The sequence below is a fragment of the Bacillus cereus group sp. MG1 genome, from assembly GCF_040460035.1.
GTDB lineage: Bacteria > Bacillota > Bacilli > Bacillales > Bacillaceae_G > Bacillus_A > Bacillus_A cereus.
In genome coordinates, this window is the sequence record NZ_JARVGY010000001.1 from 4,117,015 (window position 1) to 4,133,848 (window position 16,834).

Below are 16,834 nucleotides of genomic sequence, written 5' to 3' on the forward strand. Positions count from 1 at the left end.
AGTTATGAAATTACGTGCGAACCGTGTGGGCGAGCAAATGAAAAAAGAATTAGGCGACATTATCAGTCGTAAAATTAAAGACCCACGTATTGGATTTGTTACAGTAACTGATGTACAAGTGAGTGGTGATTTACAAATTGCTAAAGTATATATTTCTGTTTTAGGTGATGAAGAACAGAAAGAAAATACTTTAAAAGGTTTAGCGAAGGCAAAAGGCTTTATTCGTTCAGAAATTGGCCAACGTATTCGTCTTCGTAAAACACCAGAAATTACCTTTGAGTTTGATGAGTCTATCGGATATGGTCATCGAATTGATACACTTTTACATGAAATTAATAAAGACGGTAAACGTGAAGAATAATGGATAGACATTTGTCTATCCATTTTTTCAATGCAAAATAAGTTTTGGATATTTACTACGAGAGAATTATGATGAGGTGAACATATATGGAAGGTGTAGTATTATTACATAAGCCAAAAGGCATGACATCACATGATTGTGTATTTAAATTAAGAAAGATATTGCGAGAAAAGAGAATTGGTCATACGGGAACATTAGACCCTGATGTAACAGGAGTATTACCAATTTGCGTTGGAAGAGCAACGAAAATTGCACAATTTTTAACAAGTGAAACGAAAACATATGAAGGTGAAGTAACATTAGGGTTTTCAACGACAACTGAAGATGCTTCTGGTGAGGTTGTTGAAACGAAAAATGTAGATCGTACTATTACTCGTAAGGAAGTAGAGAAAGTCCTTGCGGAATTAACAGGCACGATTGAACAAATGCCACCAATGTTCTCGGCTGTAAAAGTAAACGGGAAAAAATTATACGAATATGCAAGAGCAGGGCAAGAGGTGGAACGTCCAGTTCGTACAATTACAATTCATGAATTCATATTACTTGATGATCGTGAAGTTTTTGAAGGAGAAAATATTTCATTCCGTTTCCGTGTAACGTGTAGTAAAGGAACATATGTAAGAACGTTAGCTGTAATGATCGGGGAAAAACTTGGTTTCCCATCACATATGTCGCACCTTATAAGAACGGCATCTGGTGAATTTTTATTAGAAGATTGCATATCATTTGAAGAAATTGAAGAAAACGTGCAAAATGGAACAGTAGAGTCTATCTTCATTTCAATTGATGAAGCATTAAGTAAGTTTCCAAAAATGGTTGTAGATGAAAAGCAAGCAGAGAAAATAAAGAATGGTATGTTCTTAAAAAATGAATTAGAAATAACAGCACCATTTATTACAGTGTTTGATAAAAATGATCGTTGCTTAGCAATTTATGAACATCATCCGAAACATCCTGGTATGTTAAAGCCGATGAAAGTACTTGTGAATAATCAAGAACTAAAGCTATAATGAATTATTGGAAGGATTATTACAGAAAAAGGTGAATTCAAGCGTGAAACTTATTCATTTAACTCATCCACATGAACAAAATAAATTAGAATTACCACCTACTGTAATGGCATTAGGATTTTTTGATGGCATTCATTTAGGACATCAATGTGTAATTCGAACTGCGAAAAAAATAGCGGACGACCGAGGATATAAAAGTGCAGTTATGACATTTCATCCTCATCCATCTGTTGTTTTAGGAAAAAAGGATGCGCATGTGGAGTATATTACACCGATGCGCGATAAAGAAAAAATAGTCGAAAGCTTAGGAATCGATATATTATATGTAATTAAATTTGATGAATCATTTGCAGGGTTATTACCGCAACAATTTGTAGATGATTATATTATTGGTTTAAATGTAAAGCATGTAGTAGCAGGGTTTGATTATTCATATGGACGTTTAGGAAAAGGAAAGATGGAGACTTTACCATTTCATGCAAGAGGGGAGTTTACACAGACTGTGATTGAAAAAGTTGAATTTCAAGAAGAGAAAGTAAGTTCTACAGCATTACGAAAGTTAATTCGAAATGGCGAAATGGAGCAAATTCCATCTATTTTAGGTAGAGCCTATACTGTAGCGGGAACAGTTATACACGGCGACAAACGTGGACGTCAAATTGGTTTTCCAACAGCTAATGTAGGTTTAAGTGATGAGTATTTATTGCCACCTGTAGGTGTTTATGCAGTGAGATTAAAAGTTCACGGTGAATGGTACGATGGTGTATGTAATATTGGATATAAACCGACTTTTAAAGAAGATGAGCGTCAATTATCAATTGAAGTGCATTTATTTGAATTTAACAAAGATATATACGATCAAAATGTTACAGTAGAGTGGCATATGCGTATAAGAGCAGAAAAGAAATTCAACGGTATCGATGAGTTAGTTGAACAAATCGCAAAAGATAAGAAAACAGCCCAAGAATATTTTGTGAGCGAAAAGAATATACTTGCTTTTTCAAATGAAAAGTAGTATTCTATGTTATGTACTTTATGACAACCATTGCTTGGCATTGCGACTCACCGACGCTTGCTAGGTAATTGGGGGTTTAATTAATAGGAGGTGAAATAGGATGGCTTTAACACAAGAGCGTAAAAATGAAATCATTGCACAATTTAGAACTCATGAGACTGATACTGGTTCTCCAGAGGTTCAAATTGCTGTCCTAACGGAGCAAATTAACACTCTAAACGAGCACTTACGTACTCACAAGAAAGATCATCATTCACGTCGTGGTCTATTAAAGATGGTTGGTAAACGTCGTAACTTACTAACTTACCTTCGTAATAGCGATATCACACGTTACCGTGAATTAATCACAAAGCTTGGCTTACGTCGATAGTCAAAGAAGCGGGAATATTCCCGCTTTTTTGTTAGGTAAAAATATATCTTCTACGCTTTATAGCTTACTTAATTTTAGGCAATACTAGAGGTAGAATATTGTGATATACTATCCATTTACATAGAAGAATTGAATACTTTAAATTGAGAGGGGTACTTAAATGAGTCAAGAAAAGCAAGTCTTCTCGATAGATTTAGCTGGTCGCCAGCTAACAGTTGAAACTGGTCAGCTTGCAAAACAAGCGAACGGAGCAGTATTAGTAAGATATGGCGATACAGCGGTTCTATCTACAGCAACTGCATCAAAAGAAGCAAAAAATGTAGATTTCTTCCCACTTACAGTAAACTATGAAGAGCGTTTATATGCAGTCGGAAAAATTCCTGGCGGTTTCATTAAACGTGAAGGTCGTCCAAGTGAAAAAGCAATTTTGGCAAGTCGTTTAATCGACCGTCCAATCCGTCCACTTTTCGCAGATGGTTTCCGTAACGAAGTACAAGTTGTCAGCATCGTAATGAGTGTTGATCAAGATTGTTCTTCTGAAATGGCAGCTATGCTTGGTTCTTCATTAGCGTTATCGATTTCAGATATTCCATTTGAAGGTCCAATCGCGGGTGCAACAGTTGGTCGTATTAACGGCGAATTCGTTATCAACCCAACAGTAGAACAGCAAGAACAAAGTGATATTCACCTTGTTGTAGCTGGTACGAAAGATGCAATTAACATGGTTGAAGCAGGAGCAGATCAAGTGCCTGAGGAAACAATGTTAGAAGCAATTATGTTTGGTCATGACGAAATTAAACGTCTAATTGCATTCCAAGAAGAGATTGTACAAGCTGTAGGTAAAGAGAAATCAGAAGTGAAACTTTATGAAGTTGACGCTGATCTTAACCAAGCTGTACGTGAAATGGCTGAAGAAGATATGCATTCAGCAATTCAAGTACATGAGAAACATGCACGTGAAGATGCAATTAACGAAGTGAAAAAGCGTGTTATTGAGCATTACGAAGCGCAGGAAGCTGACGCTGATACATTAGGACAAGTAAATGAGATTTTATATAAAATTGTAAAAGAAGAAGTACGTCGTCTTATTACAGTTGAAAAAATCCGCCCAGATGGCCGTAAAGGTGACGAAATCCGTCCATTAGCATCAGAGGTTGGCATTTTATCTCGTACACACGGTTCTGGTTTGTTCACTCGTGGACAAACACAAGCATTAAGTATTTGTACATTAGGTGCATTAGGCGATGTGCAAATTTTAGATGGTCTTGGTGTAGAAGAATCAAAACGCTTTATGCACCATTACAATTTCCCATCATTTAGTGTTGGTGAAACTAGACCAATGCGTGGACCAGGTCGTCGTGAAATCGGTCACGGTGCACTAGGAGAACGCGCACTTGAGCCTGTAATTCCATCTGAAAAAGATTTCCCATACACAGTACGTCTTGTATCTGAAGTTTTAGAATCAAATGGTTCTACTTCACAAGCAAGTATTTGTGGTAGTACTTTAGCAATGATGGATGCTGGTGTTCCACTTAAAGCTCCAGTTGCAGGTATTGCAATGGGTCTAGTTAAAACTGGTGAGCATTACACAATTTTATCTGATATTCAAGGTATGGAAGATCATTTAGGTGATATGGACTTTAAAGTAGCAGGTACAGCACAAGGTGTAACTGCACTACAAATGGACATTAAAATCGATGGTCTATCTCGTGAAATTTTAGAAGAGGCATTACAACAAGCGAAAGTTGGTCGTGTGCACATTCTAAATCATATGTTATCTGTTATTCCAGAGCCACGCACTGAATTATCAGCGTACGCTCCAAAGATTATTACAATGACAATTAATCCAGATAAAATCCGTGACGTTATCGGACCGAGCGGTAAACAAATCAATAAAATTATTGAAGAAACTGGCGTTAAAATTGACATCGAGCAAGATGGCACAGTATTCATTTCTTCAATAAACCAAGAAATGAACGACAAAGCTAAGAAAATTATCGAAGATATCGTTCGCGAAGTACAAGTAGGTGAAATCTACGAAGGAAAAGTGAAACGTGTTGAGAAATTCGGTGCTTTCGTTGAATTATTCAGCGGTAAAGATGGATTAGTTCACATTTCTGAACTTGCACTTGAGCGTGTAGGTAAAGTAGAAGACGTTGTAAAAATCGGTGACGTAATTACGGTTAAAGTTATCGAGATTGACAAGCAAGGTCGTGTTAATCTATCTAGAAAAGTATTGCTAAAAGAAGAGCAAGAAAAAGAAGCTGCTAAAGAAGAAAACAAACAAGAGCAGCAATAAGCGAAAGCCAGTTTAACTGGCTTTTTTTGTTATGTAAAAATATGATTTATATATATTTTTATGTCAGTATAGGTATAGTTTTCATTATAACGCTCAAATTAACAAAGATAAGAAGAAAAATGTTTTTTTATATAGTTAATTTGGGAGGGTTTATATGAAAGTTCGTATATTGGCATACATATGTATATTTTCTTTATATGTCAGTTTAGGCTCTTATTCTGTTTTTGCACAGGATAACTTATATGAAGAAATTCAAAAGCATGCAAAACAATATGAGATTGCACCTCAAAATGCGATGATTGATAAGATATGGAAAGCAACACCAGGATATAATGGAAGACAAGTTGATATGGAAGCATCCTATAACAATATGAAGAAGCTAAAGGAATTTGATCAAAAACACCTTGAATTTAAGGAAGTATCACCGAGTGTCCACTTAGAAGATTTATCACCTGCTCCAATTTATAGGGGGCATCCGAATAAAAAGATGGTGGGATTAACAATAAATGTGGCATGGGGAAACGAGTATTTGCCTCGTATATTAGAAATATTGAAAAAGCATGATGTGAAGGCGACTTTCTTTTTAGAAGGACGTTGGGTGAAAGAAAATTTACGATTTGCAAAAATGATTGTCGATGCAAATCAAGAAGTCGGAAATCATTCTTATACGCACCCTAATATGAAAACGCTATCGTCTGATGAAATACGAGAGCAGTTACAAAAAACAAATCGAATGATTGAAGCTGCTACGAATCAAAAGGTGAGATGGTTTGCCCCGCCGAGTGGAAGTTTTCGGGATGAAGTCGTGAAAATCGCTGATGATTTCCAAATGGGAACGATTATGTGGACTGTCGATACAATCGATTGGAAGCGACCTGAGCCAGATGTACTATTGCAGAGAGTAATGAGAAAAATACACCCAGGTGCTATCGTATTAATGCATCCTACTTCGTCAACGGCAGAAGCATTAGATACAATGATTAAAAAATTGAAGGAACAAGGATATAAAGTAGGGAATATAACAGAATTACTGGATGAAAAACGTGTGGATTAAATACATTTGCATGACATTCATCCTTAAACTTGTTATCATTAAATAATAGCACTTATTTAGAGAAACTGGCAGTAGGAGGAAAGTTTTTGATTAAAAAATATACTTGTAAAAATGGTGTAAGAATAGTTATGGAGAATATACCAACTGTAAGATCGGTTGCGATTGGTATTTGGATCCATGCGGGATCAAGAAATGAAAATGAAAAAAATAACGGGATTTCTCACTTTTTAGAGCATATGTTCTTTAAAGGGACAGAAACACGTAGTGCACGCGAAATTGCAGAATCATTTGATAGTATTGGTGGGCAAGTGAATGCTTTTACTTCAAAAGAGTACACTTGTTACTATGCAAAAGTGCTAGATGAACATGCTAAATATGCTTTAGATGTATTAGCTGACATGTTCTTTAATTCAACATTTGATGAAGAAGAATTGAAAAAAGAGAAGAATGTCGTATGTGAAGAAATTAAAATGTACGAAGATGCTCCAGACGATATTGTGCATGATATGTTAACGAAAGCAACATATGAAACGCATCCGCTTGGATATCCTATTTTAGGAACAGAAGAAACACTTGATACGTTTACAGGTGATACGCTACGCCAATATATTAAGGATCATTATACACCTGAAAATGTAGTTGTTTCAGTTGCAGGAAATATTGATGAAGCCTTCTTACAAACGGTAGAGCAATATTTCGGTAGTTATGAAGGAACAACAAATCGTGAACAAGTACATAGTCCAATTTTCCATTTTAACAAAGTAGCACGTAAAAAGGAAACAGAACAAGCTCATTTATGTTTAGGATATAAAGGCTTACAAATGGGACACGAAGATATTTATAACTTAATTGTATTAAATAACGTTTTAGGCGGTAGTATGAGTAGCCGTTTATTCCAAGAAGTACGTGAGCAACGTGGGTTAGCTTACTCAGTATTTTCTTACCATTCTTCTTATGAAGATACAGGTATGTTAACACTGTATGGTGGAACAGGTAGTCAACAATTAGATACACTGTATGAAACAATGCAAGAAACATTAGAAACATTGAAAAATACAGGTATTACAGAAAAAGAGCTTATTAATAGTAAAGAGCAATTAAAAGGAAACTTAATGTTAAGTTTAGAAAGTACGAATAGTCGTATGAGCCGTAATGGTAAAAATGAATTGCTACTTCGTAAGCATCGTTCACTTGATGAGATTATCGAAAGTGTAAACACTGTAACAAAAGAAAATGTAGATGGGTTAATTCGTAACATGTTTACAGATGAATTCTCTGCAGCATTAATTAGTCCAGATGGAAAACTTCCAAAAGGAATAAAACTATAATCAACTTTTACGATGTATCTGAAAATAACCTTCTCTCTTTTTAAATGAGAGAAGGTTATTTTTTTTATACATATAGAATAGGTACTAATTATAGACAATGCAAATGAAAAATTTAGTAGGGGAGTGGAGTGAGTATGCGATTAAGTGAATTAAGCGGTAAAGAGGTTGTAGATATAGAAAAAGCGGAAAAAATGGGAGCCTTAGGTTATATGGATTTAGAGATTAATGAGAAAGACGGACAAATACAAACACTTATAATACCTGTAGGGAAGTGGGGAGGTTTTAAAAAGGAACCACAAGAAGTAAGAGTGGCATGGAGTCAAATAAAGAAAGTCGGACACGATATGCTTCTTTGTGATAGTATAGATCGTTCAAATTCGGAGTGAAGGATGGCCATTTTGGTCATCTTTTTTTGTATCTACATAGAAACCTGATAAATCATATGTGCATTTGGATTTTCAATCACCATAAACTCGTACATTACATATGATGTGGAGGAAAAAGAAAAAGTAGGCACTTTTCTTATAAATGACAGAAAAAGAAGGTGAATTAGGGAATGTTGACTGAGATGCATATTGCTGTCATAGGAGGAGATGCAAGGCAGCTAGAAGTAATTCGTAAGCTAGTTGAATTGGATGCGAAACTTTCTTTGATAGGTTTTGATCAGTTAGATCATGGTTTCACAGGGGCAGCAAAAGAAAGTATACAAAATTTAGATTTCACTTCTGTAGACGCAATTATTTTGCCGGTTGCCGGTACAAATGCCAAAGGAGAAGTAGATACTATTTTTTCAAATGAAAAAGTTTCAATAACGAAAGAACAAATTGAAAATACACCAGAACACTTTACTATATATTCAGGTATTGGTACACCTTACTTGGAAAATCTCGTATCTACTACGAATCGAAAACTTGTTAAATTATTTGATCGTGATGATGTAGCAATATACAATTCTATTCCAACGGTAGAAGGTACATTAATGATGGTAATTCAACATACCGACTATACAATTCATGGGTCCAATGTAATGGTTCTAGGATTTGGGAGAACAGGAATGAGTGTTGCGAGAGCATTTCAATCATTAGGAGCCCATGTCAAAGTTGGAGCAAGACGATCTGAACATATTGCACGTATTACAGAAATGATGTTTTCTCCTTTTCATATGCAAGACATAGAGAAAGAAGTAGGAAATATCGATATTGTAATTAATACGATTCCGCATCTCGTTGTAACAGCGAATGTTATTGCAAAAATGCCAGCTCATACGTTAGTGATTGATTTAGCTTCTAAACCAGGCGGTACTGACTTTAGATATGCGGAAAAAAGAGGAGTCAAAGCATTGCTAGCACCTGGATTACCAGGTATTGTTGCCCCAAAAACGGCTGGGCAAATTTTAGCAAATGTTCTTTCTCAGTTATTAGCAGCAGATGCAATTGCAAAGGAGGAGGAAAAGAAATGAGTTTGAAGGGGAAACGAATTGGTTTCGGATTTACAGGTTCACATTGTACGTACGAAGAAGTAATGCCTCATTTAGAAAAATTAATTGCTGAGGGAGCAGAAGTACGTCCTGTTGTTTCTTACACTGTTCAATCAACAAATACTAGATTTGGAGAAGGAGCAGAGTGGATTAAGAAGATTGAAGAAATAACAGGTTTTAAAGCAATTAATTCAATCGTTGGTGCAGAACCACTAGGACCTAAAATTCCACTAGATTGTATGGTAATTGCACCACTAACAGGGAATTCTATGAGTAAATTTGCAAATGCAATGACAGACTCTCCAGTATTAATGGCAGCGAAAGCGACGTTAAGAAATGGCAAGCCTGTCGTATTGGCTGTTTCGACGAATGATGCTCTAGGGCTTAATGGAGTAAATCTCATGCGCCTAATGGCAACAAAAAACATCTACTTCGTCCCATTCGGCCAAGATGCACCAGAGAAAAAACCGAACTCAATGGTAGCTCGCATGGAGCTGCTGGAAGATACAGTGTTAGAAGCGCTGCAAGGGAAGCAATTGCAACCGGTGGTCGTAGAAAAATTCAGATATATGAATTAAAAAACGAAAAAAAACGGACAATTTTTGATGAAACCATCATTCTTACTGTAGAATATGATAAAATTAACGTTATTAAGATTAGAAGGGGTATTGTATACTCCTTCTGATTCTAAGTTATAGAAGGATTGGTATCTAGAAAGGGGCATAGTGATGGAAAAGCAAAAAACTTTTCATGTCGCTGTAGTTGGAGCAACCGGCGCAGTTGGTGAACAAATGTTAAATACTTTAGAGAAACGAGAATTTCCAATCGGGAAATTAACGTTACTTTCATCTAAACGATCTGCAGGTAAGAAACTTGTATTTAAAGGCGAAGAATTTACAGTTCAAGAGGCAACTCCTGAAAGCTTTGAAGGAGTAGATATCGCACTATTTAGTGCTGGTGGATCTGTATCGAAACAATTAGCGCCAGAAGCAGCAAAACGCGGTGCGATTGTTGTTGATAATACAAGTGCATTCCGTATGACAGAAAACGTGCCACTTGTTGTACCTGAAGTAAATGAAAACGACTTAAAAGAACATAATGGTATTATTGCAAATCCAAACTGTTCTACAATTCAAATGGTAGTAGCTCTTGAGCCAGTTCGTCAGCAATATGGTTTAAAACGAGTAATCGTTTCCACATATCAAGCTGTATCAGGTGCTGGTGCGGCAGCTATTGAAGAACTGCATGAACAATCACAAGCAATCTTAAATGGCGAAGAAGTTAAGGCAAATGTTCTTCCTGTATCAGGTGATAAGAAGCATTTCCCAATTGCTTTTAATGCGATTCCACAGATTGATAAATTCCAAGATAATGGATTTACGTTTGAAGAAATGAAAATGATTAACGAAACGAAAAAAATTATGCATATGCCTGAATTAGAAGTAGCGGCAACATGTGTACGTTTACCAGTTGTATCAGGACACTCTGAGTCTGTTTACATCGAAGTAGAAAAAGAAGGCGTAACAGTAGCAGAATTAAAGAGCTTACTTGCAAATGCGGAAGGTATTGTTCTGCAAGATAATCCAGAAGAGCAGTTATATCCAATGCCAGCTACTGCAGTAGGTAAAAACGAAGTATTCGTTGGAAGAATCCGTAAAGATTTAAATAACGATAAAGGATTCCATCTTTGGGTCGTATCTGATAACTTATTAAAAGGCGCTGCATGGAATTCTGTTCAAATTGCAGAGCGCTTAGTAAAATTACAATTAGTGTAAACGGCTAAGAGAAGGTGCAAAATATGAAAATAATTGTTCAAAAATTTGGTGGCACATCAGTACGTGATGACAATGGACGTAAGCATGCGCTTCATCATATAAAAAAATCATTAGCTGCTGGTTATAAAGTAGTTACTGTCGTATCTGCTATGGGCCGTAAAGGTGAACCATATGCAACGGATACGTTATTAAGTCTTGTAAATCAAGAGGAATCTACTATTTCTAAACGTGAGCAAGATTTATTATTATCATGCGGAGAGTTAATCTCTGCAATTGTTTTCTCTAATATGTTGAATGAGAACGGTATAAAAGCAGCAGCATTAAATGGTGCACAAGCTGGTTTTGTAACGAATGATGACTTTACGAATGCAAAGATTATTGAAATGAATTGCGATCGTATACATGAAGAGTTAGAAAATGTAGATGTAATCGTCGTTACAGGATTTCAAGGGCAAACGAAAAAAGGTGATACGACAACACTTGGACGCGGAGGTAGTGATACTTCAGCTTCAGCATTAGGTGTTGCACTTCATGCTGAATATATCGATATATTCACTGATGTAGAAGGTGTTATGACTGCGGATCCTCGTATTGTAAAAGATGCACGTCATCTTCAAACTGTAACGTATAACGAAATTTGTAACATGGCTTATCAAGGTGCGAAAGTCGTTCATCCACGTGCAGTTGAAATTGCGATGCATGCAAAAGTGCCACTTCGTGTACGTTCTACGTATTCTGAAAGTGAAGGTACTCTTATTGCAGCATACGATGGTGCTACAAAAGGGCAGGATGTAGAAGAACGTCCTGTTACAGGTATTGCCCACGTATCGAACGTAACGCAAATTAAAGTACTTGCAAAAGAAACGGCATACGACATACAGCAGCATGTATTTAAAGAAATGGCAAACGAAGGCATTAGTGTTGATTTAATTAACATTTCTCCTACTGGTGTAGCTTACACAGTAAATGATAATGTATCAGCTCGTGCTGTCGAAGTGCTAAAACAACTTGGATATGAGCCAATTGTGACAGAACATTGTGCGAAAGTATCTATCGTTGGAGCTGGAATGGCAGGCATCCCAGGGGTTACTGCAAAAATCGTTACAGCTTTAGCGGAAAAAGGCATTCAAATCCTGCAATCGGCAGATAGTCATACAACAATTTGGGTTCTTGTAAAAGAAATTGATTTAGTGGAGGCTGTAAATGCATTACATAGTGCGTTTGAGCTTTCAAAAGAAAAGCAACTGGAACAATAAGGAGTGAGACCATGATAGATTTTGGGACAATTGCAACCGCGATGGTAACACCGTTTGATATAAACGGGAATATCGATTTTGCAAAGACAACGAAATTGGTAAATTATTTAATTGATAACGGTACAACAGCAATCGTGGTAGGAGGAACGACAGGAGAATCTCCTACATTAACTTCAGAAGAGAAAGTAGCGTTATATCGCCATGTCGTATCTGTTGTCGATAAAAGAGTGCCCGTAATCGCTGGAACAGGTAGCAATAATACGCATGCTTCTATTGACTTAACTAAAAAGGCAACAGAAGTTGGAGTGGATGCAGTAATGCTAGTAGCACCGTATTATAACAAACCGAGTCAAGAAGGAATGTATCAGCATTTTAAAGCAATTGCTGAAAGCACGCCGCTTCCGGTTATGCTATATAACGTTCCAGGACGATCTATTGTACAAATCTCCGTTGATACAGTTGTTCGTTTATCAGAAATAGAAAACATTGTTGCTATTAAAGATGCCGGCGGCGATGTGTTAACAATGACAGAAATCATTGAAAAAACAGCGGACGACTTTGCGGTATACAGCGGTGATGACGGTTTAACGTTACCAGCTATGGCAGTTGGAGCGAAAGGTATCGTTTCGGTAGCCTCTCATGTTATCGGAAACGAAATGCAAGAAATGATTACAGCATTTCAATCAGGAGAATTTAAGAAGGCACAAAAATTACATCAATTACTTGTAAGAGTAACTGATTCATTATTTATGGCGCCAAGTCCAACTCCAGTAAAAACAGCGTTACAAATGGTTGGATTAGATGTAGGTTCTGTACGTTTACCACTTCTTCCATTAACAGAAGAAGAAAGAGTAACGTTACAATCTGTAATGCAATCTATCCCTCGTTAATAAAAAATGACCTAGTGTAGAACTAGGTCATTTTTTATTATATGCAAATCTTTTTCTCGTTTTCTCACCTATATGTGTTCTTATAAGAATATTAATCGCTTCTTCATTATGTGTATAAGAAAATAATCGTACTCCTTTAACCGAGTCAAAAAATGATAGATATTATGGAATAAACGTAATAAACTACGGTGTTTGTTTTTAGAGAAATCCCCTCAAATTTGACGTAATTCATAAAAAAACTCCATTTTGTAAGTGTTTTTGTTGGATTCTAGAAAAATAAATCTTGAAACTCTCTATTATGAAATGAATTTAGCGTATGTATGGCTAGTTCTTCAAAATAATATGGAGTATAAAATCGAAGTAAATATAAAGGAAATACCTTCGATACTTTTGTTGTCATTCCGTTCTTTTACTCTTTCTTTCGCACGATTTAACTTGTGTTCTATTTCTTGTATCAGGTATAATATGGCTAAGTAGCTTAGTACGGGTATGCTTAGCAAAATTGGGAAAAATTATAATTTAATTAAATTTTCATATCATATCGAATAAGATATTTGATTTATATAATGAAAGAGAGGTGAAACCTGGTTTAAAAAATAAACAAGGACATGATATCGCATAACGGTAAGGACATTCGTCTTGGACGGTGAAAATATGGTGGTTGTAGAGTTTCCCCTGGTGTCTCTGCAATTTTAGTGAAATCAGTGTTTGCAAGATTTTTAAACCAGGCAACAACATGAAGAGAAAAGAGAATGAGTCTGTTAAAGTATTTGCTCTTGGTGGAGTAGGTGAAATCGGGAAAAACATGTACTGTGTTGAAATTGATTCTGAAATCTTTATCGTAGATGCAGGGTTAATGTTCCCGGGAGATGAAATGTTTGGAATTGATATCGTTATTCCTGATATTACATATTTAGTGGAAAATCAAGAGCGAGTAAAAGGTTTATTTATTACTCACGGTCATGAAGATCATATTGGTGGAATTGTGTATGTACTTCGTAAATTATCTATTCCAGTCTATGCAACGAAATTAACAGTAGGACTTATACAAGAAAAACTTGGTGAAGCGGGCATGTTAGGCCGTGTAGACCTAAAAACAATCGATTCAAATTCAACAGTAGAATTTAACACTACAACGGTGTCATTCTTCGGAACGACACATAGTATTCCGGATTCTGTTGGCGTTTGTTTCCATACATCAAAAGGTGCAGTCGTATATACGGGAGACTTTAAATTCGATCAAACTCCAATTGGAAATAGTGGAGCAGACCTTGGGAAAATGGCGCAAATCGGAAATGAAGGCGTACTTTGCTTATTATCTGATAGTACAAACGCAGAGCGCCCAGGTTATACAGGTTCAGAAAAAGAAGTTGGTGTAGAAATCTCTAAAGTGTTCTATGGCGCAGAAGGTCGTATTATCGTTGCTTCATTTGCATCAAATGTACATCGTATTCAACAAGTATTTGATGCAGCTGCTGAAACAGGGCGAAAAGTAGCGGTAGTAGGACGTAGTATGGTGAAAGTAGTAGACATTGCAAGACGTCTTGGTTATTTAGATGTTCCAGAAGGTATGGTTATTTCATTACAAGAAGTAGACAACTTCCCAGAGAAAAAGGTAGCTATTTTAACGACAGGTAGTCAAGGTGAACCGATGGCTGCTCTATCTAGAATGGCAAAACAAGCACATAAACAAATTTCAATTCGTAAAGGTGATACTGTTATCATTGCTGCTTCGCCAATTCCGGGTAATGAAATATCTGTATCAAAAATTATTGATTTGTTATTTAGAGCTGGAGCTGAAGTTGTTTATTACGGCGAAAGAAAAGTTCACGTGTCAGGTCACGGTAGCCAAGAAGAATTAAAATTAATGTTAAATTTAATGAAACCAAAGTACTTTGTACCCGTACATGGTGAGTTCCGTATGCAAAAAGCGCATGCATATTTAGCTGAAGATGTAGGTATTACAAGAGAAAATATCTTTATCGTAGAAAAAGGCGATGTAATTGCTTTTGGTGACGATGAAGCGAACTTAGTCGGTAAAGTACAAGCTGGTAATGTTTTAATTGATGGATTAGGTGTAGGTGACGTTGGTAATATCGTTCTTCGAGATAGAAAGATGTTATCTCAAGATGGAATACTAGTAGTTGTTGTAACGCTTGGTAAAGATGAAAAGAAAATTATCTCTGGTCCAGAAATCATTTCACGTGGTTTCGTATATGTTCGTGAATCAGAAGCGTTAATTGAACGTTCTACAGAGATTGTACGTATGATTGTTGAGCAGTCAATTAAAGAATATTCAATTGAATGGTCAATGTTAAAACAAAATATTCGTGAATTATTAGGGCAGTTCTTGTACGAAGAGACAAAGAGAAAACCTATGATTTTACCGATTATTATGGAAGTATAAAAAAGATCACCCTTATGGGTGATCTTTTTTCAGAGTGTTGGGAAACCCTTTAGGGGTTCCCAACACTCTGTAATCATTTTGATTTTAGCGAATAAAAACAACATAAAATAATAGAGTTTCAAAAAAATAGCCCTCCACCAGACCTTTTTTGGTCAGATGGAGGGCTATTTTTTTCATGTTTTGACAAGCTGCGGTGAGATAAGCCTGCATTTGGACAGACTTCAGCCCTCGAAATCGAGCATATCGATAGCCATGTAGTTCTTTGGCGTCTGCAAAGCTTCGCTCTATAGTTGAACAGCGTACTTTGTACAACTTTTTCCCTGTAACTGTTAGTTTGTTTTTTCTAGCGATATCCTTATATTTCTCCCATATATGATGAGTGATAACTTTTTGTTTTTGTTTCTTTGAAAAACATACCTCACGTAGCGGACAAACAGCGCAGTCTTCTGGCTTCGATTTATATTGACGATATCCTTCACGATCCGTTGTCGCATACTCTAAAATACACCCCATCGGACAAGCGAATGCATTCATTTCTTCTACATATTTAAATTGGCTTTTTGGTACTTCTTTATTTCTTTTTCCAAATCGGCGATACCCCATCACCATAAATATATTTCTCTCCGATAATTTCTTACAGATATAGCTCGTAAAATAGCCTGCATCAAGAGCTACAGCTTCTACTTTGAACCCGAATTTATCAATTTGAGCTTGGAGGCGTGCTAAATATGGCTCGGAATCTGCCATATTTCCAGCCGTTACATAGGTATCTGTAATAATATTGTACTTCGCATCAGTCGTACGATGGTCTAAGAAATGAAAACCGTTCGGTTTTCCATCTCTCATTAAAAATCCACTATCTGGATCCGTTGTACTTATACGAGTTTTTTTGGTAGGGGTATCACTTTCCTCTCTAGGTTTTAATTCTTTTTTCCATGTACCTTACGATCTTCGATTACCGCAGCTTCTAGCTCATCTATATAAAACTTTGCTTTTTCTTTTTTATATTTATGTACAAATTTATTTTTATTGGCATTGGCCTTAATGTGCGTAGAATCTGTCATTAGCGCACGTCCTCCCACCATCCGGTGCTCTGTCGCTTGCCTCACGATCTCATCAAAAATTTCTTCGAAAATATTTGTATGAATAAAGCGGGTACGGCGATTCCAACTGATTGTAGAATGATCTGGAATAGTATCTGATAGAGAAAATCCTAAAAACCAACGGTAGGCGATATTCGTTTTAATCTCTTTTTCCAATTGACGCTCCGAACGAATACCGTAAAAATATCCAATAAACATCATTTTAAATAAAACGATAGGATGGATTGACGGACGTCCATTGTTTTCACAGTAATAAGGGCGTAATTTCTCTTCAATAAAATCAAAACTAATTGTCGCTTCAATCGCACGAAGGAAATGATCTTGTGGAACCAACTCTTCTACAGAAACAGATACACGTTCATCACGATGATTTTTTAAAGCACCCATCATAAAAACTCTCTCCTTTTCCTCTTTTTTATCAGTGTTGACACATAAAAAGAGGTTCAGACACAAAAACAGGCTGTGGAGAAGACTTTCTCCACAGCCTGA

The 16,834-nt window shown here is 36.3% G+C and carries 15 protein-coding genes; 14 read left to right on the forward strand and 1 reads right to left on the reverse strand.

Annotation, left to right across the window (positions count from 1 at the left end; genetic code table 11):
* The first annotated feature begins 4 nt into the window (after positions 1-4).
* From rbfA to QCI79_RS21820, 14 genes are all read left to right on the forward strand, one after another.
* Entirely contained in the window at positions 5-361 is a 357-nt protein-coding gene (gene rbfA / locus QCI79_RS21755; protein ID WP_000776437.1) for a 30S ribosome-binding factor RbfA, read from the forward strand.
* An 86-nt stretch (positions 362-447) separates the two neighbouring features.
* A complete protein-coding gene (gene truB, locus QCI79_RS21760) occupies positions 448-1,371 on the forward strand; it encodes a tRNA pseudouridine(55) synthase TruB (protein ID WP_000399348.1) in 924 nt (307 codons plus the stop codon).
* Between the two features lie 43 nt (positions 1,372-1,414).
* On the forward strand, positions 1,415-2,386 hold the full coding sequence (gene ribF, locus QCI79_RS21765) for a bifunctional riboflavin kinase/FAD synthetase (RefSeq protein WP_000766704.1): 972 nt from the start codon (positions 1,415-1,417) through the stop codon (positions 2,384-2,386).
* 100 nt (positions 2,387-2,486) lie between these two features.
* Positions 2,487-2,756: a 30S ribosomal protein S15 gene (gene rpsO, locus QCI79_RS21770; protein ID WP_001229392.1), complete on the forward strand. Its 270-nt coding sequence runs from the start codon at positions 2,487-2,489 to the stop codon at positions 2,754-2,756.
* A gap of 160 nt (positions 2,757-2,916) precedes the next feature.
* Complete coding sequence (gene pnp, locus QCI79_RS21775; RefSeq protein WP_000076737.1) at positions 2,917-5,055, forward strand: polyribonucleotide nucleotidyltransferase; 2,139 nt, start codon at positions 2,917-2,919, stop codon at positions 5,053-5,055.
* A gap of 154 nt (positions 5,056-5,209) precedes the next feature.
* Complete coding sequence (locus QCI79_RS21780; RefSeq protein WP_000868232.1) at positions 5,210-6,109, forward strand: polysaccharide deacetylase family protein; 900 nt, start codon at positions 5,210-5,212, stop codon at positions 6,107-6,109.
* 86 nt (positions 6,110-6,195) lie between these two features.
* Positions 6,196-7,437: a M16 family metallopeptidase gene (locus tag QCI79_RS21785; protein WP_000592989.1), complete on the forward strand. Its 1,242-nt coding sequence runs from the start codon at positions 6,196-6,198 to the stop codon at positions 7,435-7,437.
* A 134-nt stretch (positions 7,438-7,571) separates the two neighbouring features.
* Entirely contained in the window at positions 7,572-7,823 is a 252-nt protein-coding gene (locus QCI79_RS21790) for a YlmC/YmxH family sporulation protein (protein ID WP_001239756.1), read from the forward strand.
* A 170-nt stretch (positions 7,824-7,993) separates the two neighbouring features.
* Positions 7,994-8,896 carry a dipicolinic acid synthetase subunit A gene (gene dpaA / locus QCI79_RS21795; RefSeq protein ID WP_000954735.1) on the forward strand — a complete coding sequence of 301 codons (903 nt, stop codon included), beginning with the start codon at positions 7,994-7,996 and terminating at the stop codon, positions 8,894-8,896.
* Positions 8,893-9,492, forward strand: a complete 600-nt coding sequence (gene dpaB / locus QCI79_RS21800; RefSeq protein WP_000053596.1) for a dipicolinate synthase subunit B — start codon at positions 8,893-8,895, stop codon at positions 9,490-9,492. The genes dpaA and dpaB overlap by 4 nt, the downstream gene beginning before the upstream one ends.
* Positions 9,493-9,642: 150 nt before the next feature.
* The gene (asd, locus tag QCI79_RS21805) at positions 9,643-10,689 is read left to right on the forward strand and encodes an aspartate-semialdehyde dehydrogenase (protein WP_000414846.1); all 1,047 of its coding nucleotides are present in this window, start codon (positions 9,643-9,645) and stop codon (positions 10,687-10,689) included.
* A 23-nt stretch (positions 10,690-10,712) separates the two neighbouring features.
* Complete coding sequence (dapG, locus tag QCI79_RS21810) at positions 10,713-11,945, forward strand: aspartate kinase (RefSeq protein WP_000692453.1); 1,233 nt, start codon at positions 10,713-10,715, stop codon at positions 11,943-11,945.
* A gap of 11 nt (positions 11,946-11,956) precedes the next feature.
* The gene (dapA, locus tag QCI79_RS21815) at positions 11,957-12,835 is read left to right on the forward strand and encodes a 4-hydroxy-tetrahydrodipicolinate synthase (protein WP_000564764.1); all 879 of its coding nucleotides are present in this window, start codon (positions 11,957-11,959) and stop codon (positions 12,833-12,835) included.
* A 736-nt stretch (positions 12,836-13,571) separates the two neighbouring features.
* On the forward strand, positions 13,572-15,242 hold the full coding sequence (locus QCI79_RS21820; RefSeq protein WP_000823096.1) for a ribonuclease J: 1,671 nt from the start codon (positions 13,572-13,574) through the stop codon (positions 15,240-15,242).
* A gap of 84 nt (positions 15,243-15,326) precedes the next feature.
* On the opposite strand, the gene QCI79_RS21825 is transcribed toward QCI79_RS21820, so the two are convergent.
* Positions 15,327-16,735 (reverse strand): IS1182 family transposase gene (locus QCI79_RS21825; RefSeq protein ID WP_097914644.1). Its coding sequence is split into 2 segments (ribosomal slippage): positions 15,327-16,174 and positions 16,174-16,735, totalling 1,410 coding nucleotides; the frame shifts between segments, so codons are not numbered across the junction.
* Positions 16,736-16,834 lie beyond the last annotated feature (99 nt).